The sequence below is a fragment of the Streptomyces sp. NPDC096132 genome (assembly GCF_044763345.1).
In the GTDB taxonomy this organism is placed as follows: domain Bacteria; phylum Actinomycetota; class Actinomycetes; order Streptomycetales; family Streptomycetaceae; genus Streptomyces.
In genome coordinates this window covers 130124-145574 of sequence record NZ_JBIWGA010000025.1, presented here as the reverse complement: position 1 = coordinate 145574, position 15451 = coordinate 130124, and the positions used below count along the sequence as shown (strand labels likewise).

Here is a 15451-nt window from a genome sequence, read left to right as displayed (position 1 = left end):
GGCCCTTCTTCCATGCATCCGCATCGGCCGACTCACCCGAACCAGGCCCCTGTTCGAACCCCACCGACCACCCGAGCGGATAGAGAACAGCCAGTGAGGTGCTGGACCGGCGTCTGCGCAACCTGCCATCAACCCCTGCCCAGCGGGTCACACTCAAGGCCGAGATCGGGACAGACCTAACGGAGTCCTACTAGGCCGTGTCTGGCAATGATCACGTTGCGGCAGCTTTCTCTGTGGAGTCGACTGACTGCCTGTGGGAGGGTCCTGCATATGATCGGTCAGGATGACGCCTGGGTCCGTGAGCTTGTACTCGCGGACGGAGTTCGCCCGGCGGACGTTGTACGTGTTCATCGCGAAGCGCTTCACGTGCTGCGTTCGAGCATCGACGCAGTCCACATCGACGCCTACAGCGATGACGCCTGGCCGTCCGAGGTCCTGCACTCCTATGAGCGCGCCCTGTTGCTGGCCCAGGAGGAGCTCGTGCGCGGTAGCCGCTCCAGGCGCGCCGATCCTGGGATGGGGATCGACATTGATGTCCGAGACGACGGGCAGTTCGAAGTGCTGTCGGATTTGGCTCCTTACACAATCCACGCCGAAGGTTGGCGGGACGGTCGGTTGGTCTTCAGTGCCAGCGACTCGGGAACGGCCCTGTGGATTGAGGTCACGCAGGAACAGGAAGCAGCACTTCTGTCCCGATTGGTTCTGCTGGGGATCCCATCGGGTGTGCTCACCGTCCTGGCACCCGGGCGCTAACTGGCCCTGACAAAGCCTTTGGACGTGCCGGTGGGTGATCAGGCAGACGGCGAGTCCGAGGAAGGCTTCGTGGAGGTCGTCGCGTCGTTCCCAGCGGATCCGTAGGCGGCGGAAGCCGTGCGGCCAGGAGATCGTCCGCTCGACAACCCAACGAAAGGTGCCCAGACCGGTGCCGAGCGGCTGTCCCCGTTCGGCGATCACCGGCCGGATCCCGCGTTGCCGCAGGAACCGGCGGTACTTGTCGTGGTCGTAGCCTCGGTCGGCGAAGAGCATCTCGGGCCGCCTGCGTGGCCGGCCGACGACTCCGGCCACTGCCGGGATCTTGTCCAGCAGGGGCAGCAGCTGGGTGATGTCGTTGCGGTTGCCGCCGGTCAGTGACACCGCGAGCGGGATGCACTGGCCGTCGGTGATGATGTGGTGTGTTCGCTGCCCGGGCGTGCGCAATCGACCGGGCTGGGTCCGCTTTTGGGCCCCTGCCAGCGGCCTGGACGTGGGAGGAGTCGATCACCGCCCGCGACCAGTCCAGCTGGTTCCTCGCCCGCAGCCTGTCCAGCAGCAGCTGGTGCAGCTGGTCCCACACGCCGGCCTCGTTCCAGGCCGCAAGGCGGCGCCAGCAGGTCATACCCGAGCCGAAGCCCAGCTCCTGAGGCAGGTACTCCCACTGGATGCCGGTGTGCAACACGAACAGGATGCCGCACAGGGCCTGCCGGTCGGGCACTCGTGGCCGTCCCTCGACCTGCTTCGGCGACGGCTCCGGCAGCAACGGCTCGATGAGCGAACACAGTTCGTCCGACACGATCCATGGCCGCGACTGACGCTTGCCCATGCTCACACCAACGAGCGATCAAGCCGACAGTCACATGATCACACCGCTTTTGTTAGAGGCAGTAAGCCCGAGCGGCCATCAATAGCGGGTCGTGCCGGGCCGAGACGTGCACCAGCTCGTACAGCGCGAGGAGGAGGCAGCTCTGGGCCATGACGTCGTCGGCCACGGCGTCCCGCTCCTTTTCGGGCTCGGTTCTGCGGTCGAACTCGGCCAGGGTTCCTTCGACTGCCGACCCCGGCAGCTCACCCCCGATCAGGCGGTCATCCTCATTCCCCTCGGGATCGTGGCACGCGCGCGATCACTCACCCGAGGGCTGCTGTGGTATCTGCAACACCACAATGCGATGATCCGTATCGTCGGGTCGGCCTTGGACGGTGACCGCGAGTCGAGCGGGTGATCGTGAAAGTGAGCTCGCACATGGAGGGGTGCGGGTAGTCCCCGTCGATCACCTGCAGGGCACCTGTCAGAGCGTCGGCACCATTCACACCCAGCACGCGTTCGGCGTCGTCCGGCGTGGCCGACCCGCCGACGAGCTTGGGGCAGAGCTGTCCAGACCGTAGTGCAGGATCATGATCGACAGTGCCGTCACCGGGACGACCAGACCCATGCTGGTCCCCAAGACGTCCACGACCTCTCCGATCACCACGAGTTCTGACGTCGTCGTCCGGCCGAGGACTCCGCGGATCGTCACGAGTTTTGAAGGCACCTGCCGAACAGCCGAGAGCGTGGTTTCCGGCCGGCTCAGCTTTGTGTGCCCCGGATCGTGCCGCGGAAGCCAAGGGGGCTTTTGCCGGTGTGCCGGTGGAAGAACTTGCTGAAGTTGGTGGCGCTGGAGAAACCGAGCTGGGCAGCGATCCGGGCGGCGGACTGGTCGCTGTGGGCGAGCAGCCGCTTGGCCTCCAGCAGGACGCGGCGGTCGATGAACTCCTTGGCGGTGACTCCGTCGGCCGCGAGCGTGGCGCGGGAGAGCGTGCGCGCCGAGTAGCCGAGGGCATGGGCGTAGTCCTCGACGCGACGGACGCCGGCGAAGTCGCGGTCCACCGCGGCACGGAACCGCACATACGGCTCGCCCGGGTCGGTGGCCGGGCTGCCCGGGGCCTGGATGTGGGCGGCGCGCAGGACCAGCGCGCCGAGCAGCTGGCGAAGGATGAGCACGTGCGCCTCCAGCGGGACGCGGCCCAGGGCGTGGAACTCGTGCTCCAGGTGCGCGGACGCGATCTCCAGGGCTGAACGGTCCTCCCCGACGGGTGTGAGGAGCGGCGGCGCGTGCCGTTCGTCCAGGCCGGCCGCGGCCACTGTGGCCGGGTCGAGGAAGTCACGCTCGAAGAGAATCAGAGTGCCCTCGGCTTTCTCGAGGTCGCCCCACTGCTGCACCTGGCCGGGACGCACCCACAGCCAGGCCCCCGGTGCGAGGGTGTAGCCGGTGAAGTCGACCGTGTGCCGCAGCCGGCCTTCGGACAATGTGATCAGGTGGTGGAAGTCCGGGCGCTGAGGAAGAGTGATCCGCCCCTTGCCGAGACGGACCGGTGCCCGCTCGCGCAGGACCGCCAGGGAGAGCACCTCCAGCCCGGCCGGTGTCCCCACGGGGGCAGCGAAACCGACATCAGGGATGGGTTTTCCTGCCCGGTGTCCAGTTCTGACCATCATGAGTCGCCAGCGTATCCGGGTCGCGCCGGATTTTGCTCCTACGTTTCTGGTGTGACCGCAGCGCACCGCTGCGGCGGTCGGCTGGCAGGCAGACCAGATCCAAGGAGAGGACGACCTACCCCATGAAGAGCGAACCCGCGAACCAGGAGCACTCCATCGGCCGCGCGAGGCTGACCTACGCCTTTGACGCCTACTGCGGCTGGTGTTACGGCTTCGGTCCGGCCCTGCACGGCTTCGCCGCCGCCAACGCGGGCCGGATCGAGCTGCGGGTGCTGTCCGGCGGCCTGTTCACCGGGTCTCGCGCCCTGCCGGTGGCGGCCTACCCGCACGTCTCCGGCGCCAACGAGCGCATCGCCCAGCTGACCGGCGTCACCTTCGGCGCCGGCTACCGCCGGATGCTGGCCGAGGGCACCGTCGTGATGGACTCCGCCGACGCCGCCGCTGGTCTGGTCGCGCTGCGCAGCCGGCCGGGCGCGAACGCCCTCGAAGCCGGCGCGGCCATGCAGCGCGCCTGGTACCTCGACGGCCGCAGCCTCTCCGACGTCCAGGTCTACCGGGACATCGCGGCCGAGCTGGGTCTGGATCCGGACGCGGTGGCCGCGGCCTACGCCTCCCCCGCCGCTCGCGCCGAGGCGGAGGCCGACTTCCACCAGGTGCGCCGCCTGGGCGTCGACAGCTACCCGACTCTCCTGCTGCACACCGCACACGGCACCGACCGCATGGGCGGCCCCGTCGCCTCGGCCGACGCTCTCACCCGCGCGCTGGACCAGCACCTGGCCGCCACCGCCGCCTGAGCCCTCAGCGCTGCCCACCCGCGAAGGGGGAGGCGCTGCGCGCAGTGCTGTCGATGACCTGGACCGGGTCAGCCTGCCAGTCGGGCGAGGGCCAGCGCGTGTGCGCGGGCGAGGGAGTCAGCAGCAGCGCAGGGGATGTCCGGCTGCACACCGGTGCCCTCCCAGTTCGTACTGGAGACGGGGTTGATGGCGCGGCCAACAGGGACGGTGGCTTCCAGGTGTGGGTGCACCGTCCAGCCCTTGCACGGGTGTGCGCCACCGCGGGTGCGCTCGCCGACGACTACGGCGCGGCCGAGCTGCTGGAGGTCGTACGCCAGCTCTTCAGCGGCAGAGAAGGTGCTGTCGCTGGACAGCACATACAACGGCTTGCTGCCGCCGAAGCGCGCGCCGGGAACGTGCGGCAGACTCCAGGACTGCTCGCTGCGCTCACCGCCGTGCCAGTGCATGGTGTTGAGGTGGGTGCGCTCGTCGAGTAGATAGCTGCAGACGAAGGCGACCGTGTCCGGATCGCCGCCCCGGTTGGCGCGAAGGTCCACGATCAGCGCCTGGGCGCGGGAGGCCAGGGTGAGCGCGGCGCTCAGCGGTTCGGCGGCCCACTCCAGCGGAAACAGCATCGGCGCCAGCTCCACCACGGCGACCCCTCCGTCGAGCAACTGCGCCCGGGGCGCACCGCCCAGCGAGGTGTCGAAGTCCCGGCGCATGGCGTCCCGGGTGGCCGCCCCTTGCTCCGGTGAAACCGGGTCGGCGTGGTGCTTCAGTCTCAGGTGTCGGTCGCCATTGACGGACTGCAGGTCCGCAGTGACCAGACGGGCGAGCTCCTCGGCGTCGTCGACGTCGTAGGCGCCCTCGGCGAGGCGTCGTTGCAGCAGGCCGGCGAGCTGCTCGGCTATCTCGGGGAAGACGTAGTGCTCGATCAGGAGCCGGGCTGTCTCGTCGATGACAGGAGCCGGCGGAAGTTTCGTCGGAGTCGTCATGGCAGGGAGTAGAGCACTGCCCTTGCGAAAGCGTCAAAGAGTTTAGACACTTTTGGTATGCGTGATCAGCCTCCCTATCTGCCACCCCCTGAGGATGTTCTGGAGATCGTTGCGCCTGAGCAGTTCGCGGCCCTCGCCCATCCGTTGCGACAGCGGTTGCTCTTCGCCCTGGGCCATCAGCCTGCCACCGTCAGGCAGCTTGCGGCGCGGCTCGACGCGACGAAGGGCAACGTGGCCCACCACCTCAAAGTGCTCCGCGAGGCCGGGCTGGTCCACGTCGCCGAGACCCGCCAGGTCCGCGGCGGCACCGAGCAGTACTACCAGCGCATGGCCCGCCACATGGTCGTCGCCGAACCCCAAGCGGCAGGCACCGCCGCGATGCTCGCCGCGGTCGCCCAGGAGCTGGACCTCTCACCCGCCGAGACCCACCTGACACTGCGCCACCTGCGTCTCAGCCCCACGAGGGCAAGAGAACTCGGCGTGGCCCTCGCCAAATTGGTCGACGAGGCCGAGGAGAATGCAGAGGATCAGCCCCTGCACGGCGTGTTGGTAGCGCTCTATCAGCAGGCCCTGCCGACCAGCACCACCACTTCCACCTAGCGGCCTGGCGTGGTGTTCGGTCGGTCTGGGCCGGTAGTTGAAAACATCTTGCCTTGACGACGTGGGGCTGGCCGCGCAGGCGTCTGTGCGGCAGGAGTCGTTCGAGCAGGCCATGCTGGAGCAGGAGGAGGGTTCCGACCAGCAGTTCAGGGGGAAAACTGCCCGGCTCGACGGTCAGAGCAGGACCCGGTTGGCGGGCACCCGCCACAACGGATCGGCACTGCTGTCGGCGAGGGCCCCGCCACAGCGGCAGGCCCAGGAACTCCCGGTCGGCCAGTTGCGCGTCCAGCAGGAGGTGGGTGCACAGGGACCGGACCTTCGCAGACACCCAACCACCCCCGGAAGCACCGCACAGCAGCGTACGCCGGCCGGCTGACGCAACGGCATTGGGTCTAGTCCCGCGGTGCCAGGGTGCGCAGGACGTCGAATTCGTTGCCCTCGGGGTCGGCCATGACCACCCAGTTCCGGTCTGGGCCCTGGCCCACGTCCGTCTTGGTGGCGCCGAGGCCGAGCAATCTGGTCACCTCGTCCTCGGTGCTGCCGTCGATCGGGCTGACGTCGAGGTGAAGCCGGTTCTTGACGGTCTTGCCCTCGGGCACACGGATGAACACCACGGTGGGCGGCATCTGGCGGGCCCGGACATCCTCGACGGTCGGCACCCAGGAGCCGATCTCGACCTTGCCCTCGCTCCGGTCGATCACCCTGAAGTCCAGGACCTCGCACCAGAAGGCCGCGAGCCTCTCCGGATCGTGGCAGTCAACGGTCAGCTCGGTGAACCTGCTTGTCATGCTTCTCCCAGATAGTACGGACGGGGCTCAGCGTAGGTCGCCGCCCGACAGATCCGAGATCTTTTGATCAGGGACATCGGACGGGCTTGTACCGCCTCCGCCGCACTCGCTCAGTTCCTGCGACGGCCGAAAGGATCAGCACCTCAAGGCGGCACATGGTGATCACGGTGGCCTACCTGACGGGTGCTCCGCCACTGGCGATCGGCAACGGCCGGCCCCCGTCTCCTGATATCGACGATTTCCAGGTATGTCAGGGGGCGGAGGTGATACGGCTGCCCTGGTCGAGCTGCGCCTCGGAGGCTCCGTCGGCGGACGTCGAAGCGGCCTCGCCGTCCTGCACGAACTGCGACTCCGAGGGGCTCTCGGCCGCTGCGAGTCGCCGGGTGGCCAGCGTCCAGCCCGCGGCCGCTACCGCTGTCCCCACCAGCCCGGCCAGCAGCACCGTCGTGTGCGACCCGGCGCTGTCCGCGGCCCGTGCGACCGGGTTGGGCAGCCCCAGGCGGTCCAGCAGCCACGCCACGGCCGCCGTGCCGGTGAGCACCGCGCCGGTCAGCCGCAGCGTCGGCTGCACGCGCAGGCGTGCCAGCACCAGCAGCGACGGCAGGGCGAGACAGACGAGCAGGAGCTGGACCAGTTCGATGCCGAGGTTGAACCCGAGGAGGCTGGTCACGAGCTGTCCGGTGGCCAGGTGCATCTCGGCCAGCACGAAGGAGAACGCCATGCCGTGGCCGAGCCCGAAGACCCCGGCCACGACCGCCTCCCGGCCCGGGAAGAGCGGGCGGATGGCGTGGACAGCGCCGACGAGGATGCTCACGGCGATGAACGCCTCGACCGGCCAACCGGGGATGTCCAGGCGGCCGAGCGCGGTGGCGGCAAGCGCGACGGAGTGCCCGGCAGTGAAGGCGAGCGTGATACGGCCGATGCGCACGAGTGCGGCACGGGCGCCCACCAGGCCGTGCCAGCGGCGCTCACGGGCCGCCAGCGGCGCGGGCAGGAGCAGGATCAGCAGGAAGAGCAGGTGGTCGGTCCCGGTGAGGATGTGGTCGCCGCCCAGCTCGACCATGGCGAGCAAGCCGCGCCAGGCGCTGCCGTCACCGAGGTCGACCTTCAGGGCCGGGACCGTCATGGTCCGGGTGTCGATGCGGATGGTGCCGACCTGGGTGGTGCCCTCGCCGTCGACCTGCCCGGCCGCCCAGTCCTGACGTACCGTCACTAGTGCGACGTGCGTGACGACTTGGTGGACGATGACGTCGTAGTCGAAGGTGAAGCGCCGTACGTCGGCGCCGGTCGGCGGCGTCAGCACGGCCTCGGCGACCAGCTCGCGGTAGACGCCGGTCGATGTCTGTTCGGCGTTGCTGAGGCTGAGCGCGCCGATGCTGACCTGCCAGGCCTTGCCGGAGGTGGTGGTCGGCCGGATGTGCTCGCCGAGATAGGCGCGTACCGAGCCGGCCTTCCCGGACAGAGTGTTGTTCAGTTCGATGCCGCTGGCCAGGGAGAGCTCGTCGATGGGGATCTCCAGCCGTGCGCTCACCGAGTGCTGGTGCACGTCGAGTTGCACCACCGAGTGCGGCATCGGATGCGCGGCGGCCGGCGACGCCCCGAGCAGGAGCGTCGCCGGTACCACGATCGCGATCCCGGCCACCATGCGAACCAGTGCCGTCAGCCAGTTTCGCGGTCCGGTCATGAGAAGGAGAACTCGCTGCCGTAGTCGCGGGTGTGGTCGCGGTACACGGTGTGGTAGTGGATCTTGTCGCGGTAGACCACGCCGGTCTGGCAGATGAACTCGACCCACACGCTGGGACCGTCGATCCGGACGTAGTCGCCGTTGGTGTCCAGGCCGGTGCCGCCGGAGTAGCTGACGTAGGTGTCCTTCAGCTCCTTGGCGTACGTCTTCATCAGCTGCTTCGCGGTGGCGTCGTCCACGTCGGCGACCCACGGGTGGATGGCCGCGAGGACGAGCTTCTGCTGCTTGGGCGACAGCTCGCTGACCTTCAGGCCCTCCTTGGTCTCCGGGAACTCGCCGTCGGACCCCGGGCCGAGGAGGACGTCGCCGAAGGACTCCGACAGCTTGGCCGCGGCCAGCTGCTCGCTGGTCAGGCTGCCGGTCAGCTTGAGCATGCCGTTACGGAACTTCGCCATCGGCTCGTACGTGGTGCCGTCGTCCGCGGTCCAGCTTGTGGGCTCGATACCGGAGAAGAACGGGCTGGCGCCGGAGACCTTGCCGTCCTTGTACGTGATGTTCACGGCGAGGTGGTGGCCGCCGAAGTGAAGCTGCCAGGAGCCGTCTGCCGACGGGGTGCCGAGGAATGCCAGGTAGTAGTAGCCGCTCCCGTAGGAGAAGCCGCCGGGGCCGCCGCCCGTGCCGCTGGAGGGCGGAGCGCCCGTGGGGAGGTCGGTGGGGGTCGCGCTCGCCTCCGCGGAGGCCTCGGCCGACGCCGAGTCGGTGGGCTCCCCGGAGGACGTGGCCGAGGCCGAGCTCGTGGACTCCGCCGAAGCGAGCACGTCGTCGGCGAGAATGGTCTGCATGACGTGGTCGTAGCCGGTGTCCTTGTCGGACCCCAGGGCCACCTTCAACACCTGTTCGGCGGCGGCCAGTTGCTCCTCGCTCAGCGATCCGAACTCGATACCGGGCCGGCAGGACCCGGCGCACGGGAGGTTCGACCACGCCGTCGCGTTCGCCTGGGAGAAGTCCAGGACCGTCGAAGCCTGCTGGTCGGAGTCCAACGTGTTCAGGAACGCGTTGGCGGCGCTGACCACGGCCGCGACGCCGGTGGCCTTCTTGTTCACCGGGTAATGGACGCCCGCCTTCTTCGCGTCGTCCGTGGTCGTCGACGCGTTGGCCGCCGCGAACCCTCCACCGACGAGAACCACACCGGCGGCCACGCCGGCGACACCCCGCCAAGCCCGGCGGTTGCGCGCCCGACTCGTTCTCACTTTGCTCACGAAGACTCCCTGAAGACAAGGATGGGGGACGGTACCGCGGGTTCTTCCTGCGGCACCGTCCAGGACACGCGCGCGATTGATGAGAGAACTATCAGCAATATTGTTGACAGCTCAATGCACAACGTCCGGGCCGCGCCCCTTTTCGAGCGATTGCTCCGCGTATTGAGAGCAAACGCTGGGCTCGTTCACAGGTTGCTCTTATCGCCGTTTCAGCCGCCGAAACGGAGCCGCATTTTCGGGGCGGGGCGCCGATGAAGGCGGGCTGGTCCACGATCTCCAGCACGGTGCCGAATACCGCCGCCGGCGGTGCGGCGAATCACCGACCTCTACCCGGGCGAGGCGAAGACCGACGCCAAGGACGCCGCGGTGATCGTGGACGCCGCACGGACGATGCCGCACACCCTGCGCTCGCTGGAACTCACCGACGAGATCACCTCCGAGCTGACCGTGCTGGTGGGCTTCGACGAGGGCCTGGCGGCGGAGGCGACCCGCACCTCCAACCGATGCCTGGGCTGCTCACCCAGTTCCACCCCCAGCCTGGAGCGCGTCCTGGGCCCGCGCATGGACCACCAGGTCGTGACCTGGCTGCTGGAACGCCACGGATCCTCAGCCGCGCTACGAAAAGCCGGTCACCGAAGGCTCGTTGCGGTGATCCGGCCCAAGGCTCCGCGCATGGCTGCCCGGCTGATCGACGAGTTCTTCGACGCGCTCGACGAGCGGACCGTCGTCGCCCCAGGCGCCGGCACGCTCGACATCGTGATTGCCTCCCTGGCCCGTTCGCTCGCGGCCGTCCACGAACAGCGACGAGTCCTGGAAACGCGGATCGGGCTGTTGCTGGAGACACACCCTCTTTCCGCGGTCCTGACTTCGCTTCCGGGGGGCGCGGTCAGGGCCGCCGCCACCTTGCCGGTCACCGACGGCGACGGCGCCGGCTTCCCCACCGCCGCCCGCCTGGCCTCCTACGCCGGCCTCGCCCCGACGACGAAGTCTTCGGGAACCTCGATCGACCAGCGGACCACGGCCGCCCTCGGGACGCCTGACCTCAGCCAGGTGACCGGGCGCACCGTCAGCAGCTGTCGAACGAAGCACCTCTGATGCTGCAAGAGACCTCCAATGAAGCGCATCGGCCAGCAGGGCCTCGGTAAAGGCAGCTCGCACTGCTTGTCCGAGGCGGAGGAAACCGCCACCCAGCAGTTTCAGATACCGCCGTTCAACAGCGACGTATCGGGCAACCACGTGCCCCTGGCCAACCTTCTGCGGATGCCGCACGCTCATAGCCGCATCATCGCCGATACCGGCAAGGGGCTGACCAGAGACGCCCTACGAGACCGCCTCGGTTCAGAGCATCCGAGGCAGGACATCACCTGGGCCGCACTCCCCCCTTCATGACCCGACGCATCACCCGCAACCCGACGGCGGTGAGCCTTTTCCAACCTGACTGCGGCGGCCAGGAGTTGGAGGTTGCCAGCTGTACGGAACGACGAAGCTCCTGATGGACGGGTTCTCGACCAAGATCACCGTGTCCGCCGGGAGCCTCGCGTGCTTGCCTACCCCTCGTCGATCGATCTGTCCGGCCGCACCCTGCGCTACCTGACCACGCGGCTCCGTGCCCCGCAGCGAGAGATCGGGACCCGGTGGCGACGGCTGCCCGTCGGCCGACAGGTCCTGCTCGTCCTCGCCCACCTGCGGTGCGGGGACACATACGCACGGCTCACCGCCGGGTTCGGCATCGGCGTCGCGACCGTGTACCGGTACATACGTGAGGTGATCGACGTCCTGGCCGCCGCCGCGCCGACCCTGACCGACGCGATGAAGACCGTGCGGGCGAAAGCCTTCGTGATCCTGGACGGCACCCTGCTGCCGATCGACAGGATCGCCGCCGACACCCCGTACTACTCCGGAAAACACAAACGCCGCGCGTCGCCACGGCATCATCGATGCGCTCACTGAAGCCGACGTCAAGTGCTGGGCGGACAAGGCTTACCAGGGCTCCGGGCGGGTGCCGTTCAGGGGCCGTCGGCTCAAACGCCGGCAGCGGCGACACAACAGCACCCAGGCCAAGATCCGCTGTCTCGGCGAACAGGCCATGGTAGTCGTCGGCGGCATCCCGCTCAAAGCGGCCCGGCCAACAGCAGGGCAGCAGTGATCATGCCGGTGTGGCGCATGGTTTCCCCAGGACCCTGCCGGGTGATGTGAACGAGGGAGTCCTACCGCCGTGCGCGCGCCACCCGTTCGGGTCACAGAACAGCCACACACCCCACACGCCTCCGCACCCCCTCATACGCTCACCCTTCACCACAACTCGCACCAACGGGGGCACACATGGCCAACTGGAAACTGATCGGTGGCATTGCCGGCGGAGTCGTCGTCCTCGGAGCCATCGGCAACGCCATTGGCGGCAATGACGACGGTACGAGGGCGACGAGCGGCAGTTCCGCCACGTCCACGGCCCGCACCGGCACACCCGTCGGCAAAGCCACAATCGACGCCAAGGGCAGCAACGAGACCGAAAGCAAGGCCGTCCCCGACTTCGTCGGCATGGGCCTCCAGAGCGCACAGGACAAGGCGCAGGAACAGGGCTTCTACGTCCTCACCTCCCACGACTCCCTCGGCCGCGCCCGCATGCAGATCCTCGACCGCGACTGGAAGGTCTGTTCCCAGAACGTCGCCGTCGGCAAGACCGTGCCGCCGGACACCGAACTCGACTTCGGCGCCGTCAAGCTCAAGGAGACATGCCCCGCCAAGGACCAGGCCGAGCCCACGGTCACCGACGGGACAATGCCCAACTTCGCCGGCAAGTCAGTGAAGGCTGCGCGAGCCGCCCTCGACTCCGGCACGTCGATCACCGTGGAGGACGCGTCCGGCGACGAACGGTTCATCCTCGTCGAGTCGAACTGGAAGGTGTGCACCCAGACCCCGAAGGCCGGCGCCAACCTGAACGGACAGCCTGTCGAGTTCACCGCGGTCAAGTTCGAGGAGAGCTGCCCCTGAGCGCGAGCGTGCCAAGGCCACTCGACCTCGAGGCACAGCGCAACGCCGCCGTGATCTGCCCCTCACGCCGGCGCACCGACGTGCTCTACCGGATGCTCCGCGCCCCTCCCCCAGGACCCCACGCAGGCCGCCTGACCGGCCACCACGCAGCATCATCCCCCGCGACCGTGGGTGGCCAGTTGGATCTCGCCGTCCGCTTCAGCCTCTTGTTCGGCGGTTCCCGTGACGGCCGGGCCGAGATCGGTGGGGAGGTGGCGCACCGCCAGGGCGACGGCTTCCTCGGCTGTGGCGGCCTCGCCGAGAACGTCGTCGGAGTGAGGATGCTGCTTCAGGTGGAATGGGCTGCCATTGTGTGAGGGGACGATGGCCACCTCAGCGCGGAACGGGTATCCAGTGCAGGAGCTGAAGCCGAGCGTCCAGTGGCTGGAGAACACATAGAGCTGCCGCAGCCTCGGTTCGGCATGAGCCGCTTCCACGAGTTCGCCGAACCCTGTGAAATCCGGTTCCTCGGCCGCCTCCTCCCGCGTCGTGCGCCACTGCAGCTCCACCACCGCGGCCGGCCCGCGTTCGTGAGCTTCGGCGCGCTCGCTGGAGCGGAGAAACGACAGCTCCGCCCGCAGCTCCCCCAGGCTCCTGCCCCGCCCCCACGCCGCTCCGGCCCTGACGACATCCGCCAAGTCGGGCGTGGCTCCGGTGATGAGTTCGACCCCACGACTCCAGCCGGAGACACCGAACCAGCGGCTCTCGGCCCCGATGTGAACGGACAGCGGCTTGCGCTCAGGGACCGACGAGGCGATGCCGGCCGAAACGAGTGGGCCCCAACCGCCGGGTACCACTGTGAGATCGACACCGAGTTCGGCCGCCTGCTGTTCCAGCGCGGCGGCCAGGCTGCCCGCAGCAGCCAGATCAGGGTAAAGGTCAGAGTCCACCTCCCTAGTCTGCCGCCGCGACGCGCGACCGCGGCCTCTCTTCCGCCTCCCCACATGCGCCCCAACAACTGCAGTGCAGCGGCCGGCAGTTGCAACGAGGCTCGGCAGCCGATCCCACCGCCCACCTGGCCGGCGTGGCCGGTCAGGATCACCGACCAGGTCATCTGCCCGCGGCACAGCCCGGCCACGTTGTCGCCGACGGCGGTCACGACAACCGTCCTACCGCCCGGCACGGTGGTCGCGACGGACGCGCCCAGGCGCGGTACACCGCGGCCGCCGGACGGGCTTGAGTGTCCGGCGCCGAATCCAGCGGTTGCGGCACGCGCTCGCCACAAGATTTTCGCAAGGTTCACGGTAGATCCTCTCCTCACATGCCGTCAGGCGGATGCGGGAGACGCCGAAGCCGGCTCGCGCAGCGCCCCTGACACAGCAAGAGAATGGAACTGCCAATGCGCAAGATGATGTCCCGGGTGATGAACCGGACGGCCGTCGCCGTCGTCGCCACTGCCTTCATGGCGTCCGGAGCGGTCGTCGCGGGGGCCACGTCCGCCTCCGCGGACGGGTGCGTGGGTCCCCTGTGCGGCGCGGTGAAGAACCGGACCGGGGAGACGATGCACTACACGACGAGTCTCGGCGAGGGCCCGCACTACTGCGACGTGTGGAACTGGGGCGGTGGCACCGGGAGCGAGTTCAAGCACGCCAAGTGCAAGCAGCTCTCGTTCGGCAACGGAACGCGGGGCGGCAACGGCACCGGCATCGACGTCGACGCCTTCACGTTCGCCACCCATGGCTACCACGAGCGCTTCTCGCGGGTGGGCACCTGGCACTGGCGGGCGAAGGGCGTCTGGACGAAGATCCGCAGCGGCGAGATCGCCGACTGCGGCATCGGTGACAACAACGAGGTCTGGTGCACCGTCCTGGTGCAGGTCTGAGACACCCCCGGACGGTGGCGGCAGACACGTGCTGCCACCGTCCGAAGGTGATCACCAGCCGGGTGTCGGGGTGTCGGCTGTCGGGAGAGAGGACGGGTCCTCGGCGTCCGCATCGTACGGAGCGCTATCGGTTGACGGAGCGCATCCCTTCCTCGTCGTACCGCTCACCCGCCGCCTCGGGCAGCTCCGTGTCGATGCGGACCAGGTCGTCCTTGGTCAGCGTGATGTCAGCCGCTGCGGCGTTCTGTTCCAGGTAGGTGCGGCGCTTGGTGCCCGGGATCGGCACCAGGTCCTCGCCCTGGGCCAGCACCCAGGCGATGGCCAGCTGGGCCGGGGACACGTCCTTCTCGGCGGCGATCTCCTTCACCTTCGCCGCCAGCCGCAGGTTCGCCTCCAGATTGGCGTCCTGGAAGCGCGGGTTCTCCCGGCGCCAGTCGTTGGCGTCCAGCTCCTCCGGGGAGGAGAACCGTCCGGCGAGGAAACCACGCCCGAGCGGCGAGTACGGCACGAAGCCGATACTCAGTTCACGGCAGACGGGCAGCACCTCGGCCTCCACGTCCCGTGACCACAGCGAGTACTCGCTCTGCACCGCGGTGACCGGGTGCACGGCGTGGGCGCGCCGGATGGTCTCCGCGCCCGCCTCGCTCAGGCCGATGTACCGCACCTTCCCCTCGGCGACCAGCTCGCCCAGCGCGCCGACCGTCTCCTCGATGGGTACGTTCGGGTCGACCCGGTGCTGGTAGTACAGGTCGATGTGGTCGGTTCCCAGACGCTCCAGCGAGCCGTGGACGGAGCTGCGGACGTGCTCGGCCGAGCCGTCCTGCGGGCCGACCGTGCTGATGTCGCCCGGTACGGCGTCGTCCATCCGGTAGTTGAACTTCGTCGCGATCACGTACTCCTCGCGATGCCCCCGGACCGCCTCGCCGACGAGCGACTCGTTGGTGAGCGGCCCGTACATCTGCGCGGTGTCGAGGAAGTTCACTCCGAGCTCAAGGGCACGCCGGATGGTCGCGATCCCCTCCTGCTGATCGGTGGATCCGTAGAAAGCGGACATGCCCATACACCCCAGGCCGATGGCCGATACCCGGAGGTCCCGCAGACTGCGCTTCTGCATGCCGTGCCCATCCTTTCCCTGCGTTCATCCGTCCGCCGACGGTGTTCCACCGCCGGCAGCCTGTGGAAAGCGCCGCCGCAGCCCTTGCAGGGGAGGGCCGGAAGACGCCGCTCCGCTGATTGTCCGGCGGTTCTGACGCATCCTCAAATCAGACACACGT

General features: G+C 68.5%; 14 protein-coding genes and 3 pseudogenes. 8 read left to right on the top strand and 9 right to left on the bottom strand.

Features of this window, described 5'->3' with window-relative positions; all coding sequences use genetic code 11:
- Window positions 1–153 precede the first annotated feature (153 nt).
- Both ACIRF9_RS41125 and ACIRF9_RS41120 read right to left on the bottom strand, forming a co-directional pair.
- Window positions 154–1197 carry an IS5 family transposase gene (locus ACIRF9_RS41125; RefSeq protein WP_403833365.1) on the bottom strand — a complete coding sequence of 348 codons (1044 nt, stop codon included), beginning with the start codon at window positions 1195–1197 and terminating at the stop codon, window positions 154–156.
- A gap of 178 nt (window positions 1198–1375) precedes the next feature.
- Window positions 1376–1579 (bottom strand): annotated as a pseudogene (locus tag ACIRF9_RS41120) (transposase); the annotation flags it as partial.
- Window positions 1580–1670: 91 nt separating this feature from the next.
- Between ACIRF9_RS41120 and ACIRF9_RS41115 the strand changes: the two are divergent.
- The gene (locus ACIRF9_RS41115) at window positions 1671–1976 is read left to right on the top strand and encodes a hypothetical protein (protein WP_403833363.1); all 306 of its coding nucleotides are present in this window, start codon (window positions 1671–1673) and stop codon (window positions 1974–1976) included.
- A 344-nt stretch (window positions 1977–2320) separates the two neighbouring features.
- Here the strand turns inward: ACIRF9_RS41115 and ACIRF9_RS41110 are convergent, their stop codons facing one another.
- Window positions 2321–3226, bottom strand: a complete 906-nt coding sequence (locus ACIRF9_RS41110; protein WP_403833360.1) for a helix-turn-helix domain-containing protein — start codon at window positions 3224–3226, stop codon at window positions 2321–2323.
- Window positions 3227–3348: 122 nt separating this feature from the next.
- Here ACIRF9_RS41110 and ACIRF9_RS41105 point away from each other — a divergent pair, with 122 nt between their 5' ends.
- Window positions 3349–4020, top strand: coding sequence for a DsbA family protein (locus ACIRF9_RS41105; protein ID WP_403833357.1), 672 nt, complete (start codon window positions 3349–3351; stop codon window positions 4018–4020).
- A 68-nt stretch (window positions 4021–4088) separates the two neighbouring features.
- Here ACIRF9_RS41105 and ACIRF9_RS41100 read toward each other — a convergent pair whose 3' ends face one another.
- On the bottom strand, window positions 4089–4994 hold the full coding sequence (locus ACIRF9_RS41100) for a S41 family peptidase (RefSeq protein WP_403833355.1): 906 nt from the start codon (window positions 4992–4994) through the stop codon (window positions 4089–4091).
- A gap of 57 nt (window positions 4995–5051) precedes the next feature.
- Between ACIRF9_RS41100 and ACIRF9_RS41095 the strand changes: the two genes are divergently transcribed.
- Window positions 5052–5594 carry an ArsR/SmtB family transcription factor gene (locus tag ACIRF9_RS41095; protein ID WP_403833352.1) on the top strand — a complete coding sequence of 181 codons (543 nt, stop codon included), beginning with the start codon at window positions 5052–5054 and terminating at the stop codon, window positions 5592–5594.
- A gap of 392 nt (window positions 5595–5986) precedes the next feature.
- On the opposite strand, the gene ACIRF9_RS41090 is transcribed toward ACIRF9_RS41095, so the two are convergent.
- The 3 genes from ACIRF9_RS41090 to ACIRF9_RS41080 form a co-directional block, all read right to left on the bottom strand.
- Window positions 5987–6382 carry a VOC family protein gene (locus tag ACIRF9_RS41090; protein ID WP_403833349.1) on the bottom strand — a complete coding sequence of 132 codons (396 nt, stop codon included), beginning with the start codon at window positions 6380–6382 and terminating at the stop codon, window positions 5987–5989.
- 250 nt (window positions 6383–6632) lie between these two features.
- On the bottom strand, window positions 6633–8066 hold the full coding sequence (locus ACIRF9_RS41085; protein ID WP_403833347.1) for a HupE/UreJ family protein: 1434 nt from the start codon (window positions 8064–8066) through the stop codon (window positions 6633–6635).
- A complete protein-coding gene (locus tag ACIRF9_RS41080; protein WP_403833344.1) occupies window positions 8063–9325 on the bottom strand; it encodes a DUF3500 domain-containing protein in 1263 nt (420 codons plus the stop codon). Before ACIRF9_RS41080 ends, ACIRF9_RS41085 begins: the two co-directional genes overlap by 4 nt.
- Before the next feature lie 291 nt (window positions 9326–9616).
- Here ACIRF9_RS41080 and ACIRF9_RS41075 point away from each other — a divergent pair.
- The 4 genes and pseudogenes from ACIRF9_RS41075 to ACIRF9_RS41060 all read left to right on the top strand — a co-directional run.
- Window positions 9617–10334: pseudogene (locus tag ACIRF9_RS41075) on the top strand (transposase); the annotation flags it as partial.
- Window positions 10335–10438: 104 nt separating this feature from the next.
- Window positions 10439–10714 (top strand): hypothetical protein, encoded by a 276-nt coding sequence (locus ACIRF9_RS41070; protein ID WP_403833342.1) that lies wholly within the window; start codon window positions 10439–10441, stop codon window positions 10712–10714.
- A 150-nt stretch (window positions 10715–10864) separates the two neighbouring features.
- A pseudogene (locus ACIRF9_RS41065) lies at window positions 10865–11423 on the top strand (transposase family protein); the annotation flags it as partial.
- 224 nt (window positions 11424–11647) lie between these two features.
- Window positions 11648–12316 carry a hypothetical protein gene (locus tag ACIRF9_RS41060; protein ID WP_403833340.1) on the top strand — a complete coding sequence of 223 codons (669 nt, stop codon included), beginning with the start codon at window positions 11648–11650 and terminating at the stop codon, window positions 12314–12316.
- Window positions 12317–12468: 152 nt separating this feature from the next.
- On the opposite strand, the gene ACIRF9_RS41055 is transcribed toward ACIRF9_RS41060, so the two are convergent.
- Window positions 12469–13245 carry a DUF6193 family natural product biosynthesis protein gene (locus ACIRF9_RS41055; protein WP_403833338.1) on the bottom strand — a complete coding sequence of 259 codons (777 nt, stop codon included), beginning with the start codon at window positions 13243–13245 and terminating at the stop codon, window positions 12469–12471.
- 449 nt (window positions 13246–13694) lie between these two features.
- On the opposite strand from ACIRF9_RS41055, the gene ACIRF9_RS41050 reads away from it, so the two are divergent.
- Window positions 13695–14177: a hypothetical protein gene (locus ACIRF9_RS41050; RefSeq protein ID WP_403833336.1), complete on the top strand. Its 483-nt coding sequence runs from the start codon at window positions 13695–13697 to the stop codon at window positions 14175–14177.
- Between the two features lie 124 nt (window positions 14178–14301).
- Here ACIRF9_RS41050 and ACIRF9_RS41045 read toward each other — a convergent pair whose 3' ends face one another.
- Window positions 14302–15291, bottom strand: coding sequence for an aldo/keto reductase (locus ACIRF9_RS41045; RefSeq protein WP_403833334.1), 990 nt, complete (start codon window positions 15289–15291; stop codon window positions 14302–14304).
- Window positions 15292–15451: the final 160 nt, after the last annotated feature.

Excerpts from the sequence above, each read along its gene's own strand:
- ACIRF9_RS41110 (WP_403833360.1), bottom strand. The coding sequence starts at position 3,226 with ATGATGGTCAGAACTGGACACCGGGCAGGAAAACCCATCCCTGATGTC.
- ACIRF9_RS41105 (WP_403833357.1), top strand. The coding sequence starts at position 3,349 with ATGAAGAGCGAACCCGCGAACCAGGAGCACTCCATCGGCCGCGCGAGG.
- ACIRF9_RS41100 (WP_403833355.1), bottom strand. The coding sequence starts at position 4,994 with ATGACGACTCCGACGAAACTTCCGCCGGCTCCTGTCATCGACGAGACA.
- ACIRF9_RS41095 (WP_403833352.1), top strand. The coding sequence starts at position 5,052 with ATGCGTGATCAGCCTCCCTATCTGCCACCCCCTGAGGATGTTCTGGAG.
- ACIRF9_RS41090 (WP_403833349.1), bottom strand. The coding sequence starts at position 6,382 with ATGACAAGCAGGTTCACCGAGCTGACCGTTGACTGCCACGATCCGGAG.
- ACIRF9_RS41085 (WP_403833347.1), bottom strand. The coding sequence starts at position 8,066 with ATGACCGGACCGCGAAACTGGCTGACGGCACTGGTTCGCATGGTGGCC.
- ACIRF9_RS41070 (WP_403833342.1), top strand. The coding sequence starts at position 10,439 with ATGAAGCGCATCGGCCAGCAGGGCCTCGGTAAAGGCAGCTCGCACTGC.
- ACIRF9_RS41060 (WP_403833340.1), top strand. The coding sequence starts at position 11,648 with ATGGCCAACTGGAAACTGATCGGTGGCATTGCCGGCGGAGTCGTCGTC.
- ACIRF9_RS41050 (WP_403833336.1), top strand. The coding sequence starts at position 13,695 with ATGCGCAAGATGATGTCCCGGGTGATGAACCGGACGGCCGTCGCCGTC.
- ACIRF9_RS41045 (WP_403833334.1), bottom strand. The coding sequence starts at position 15,291 with ATGCAGAAGCGCAGTCTGCGGGACCTCCGGGTATCGGCCATCGGCCTG.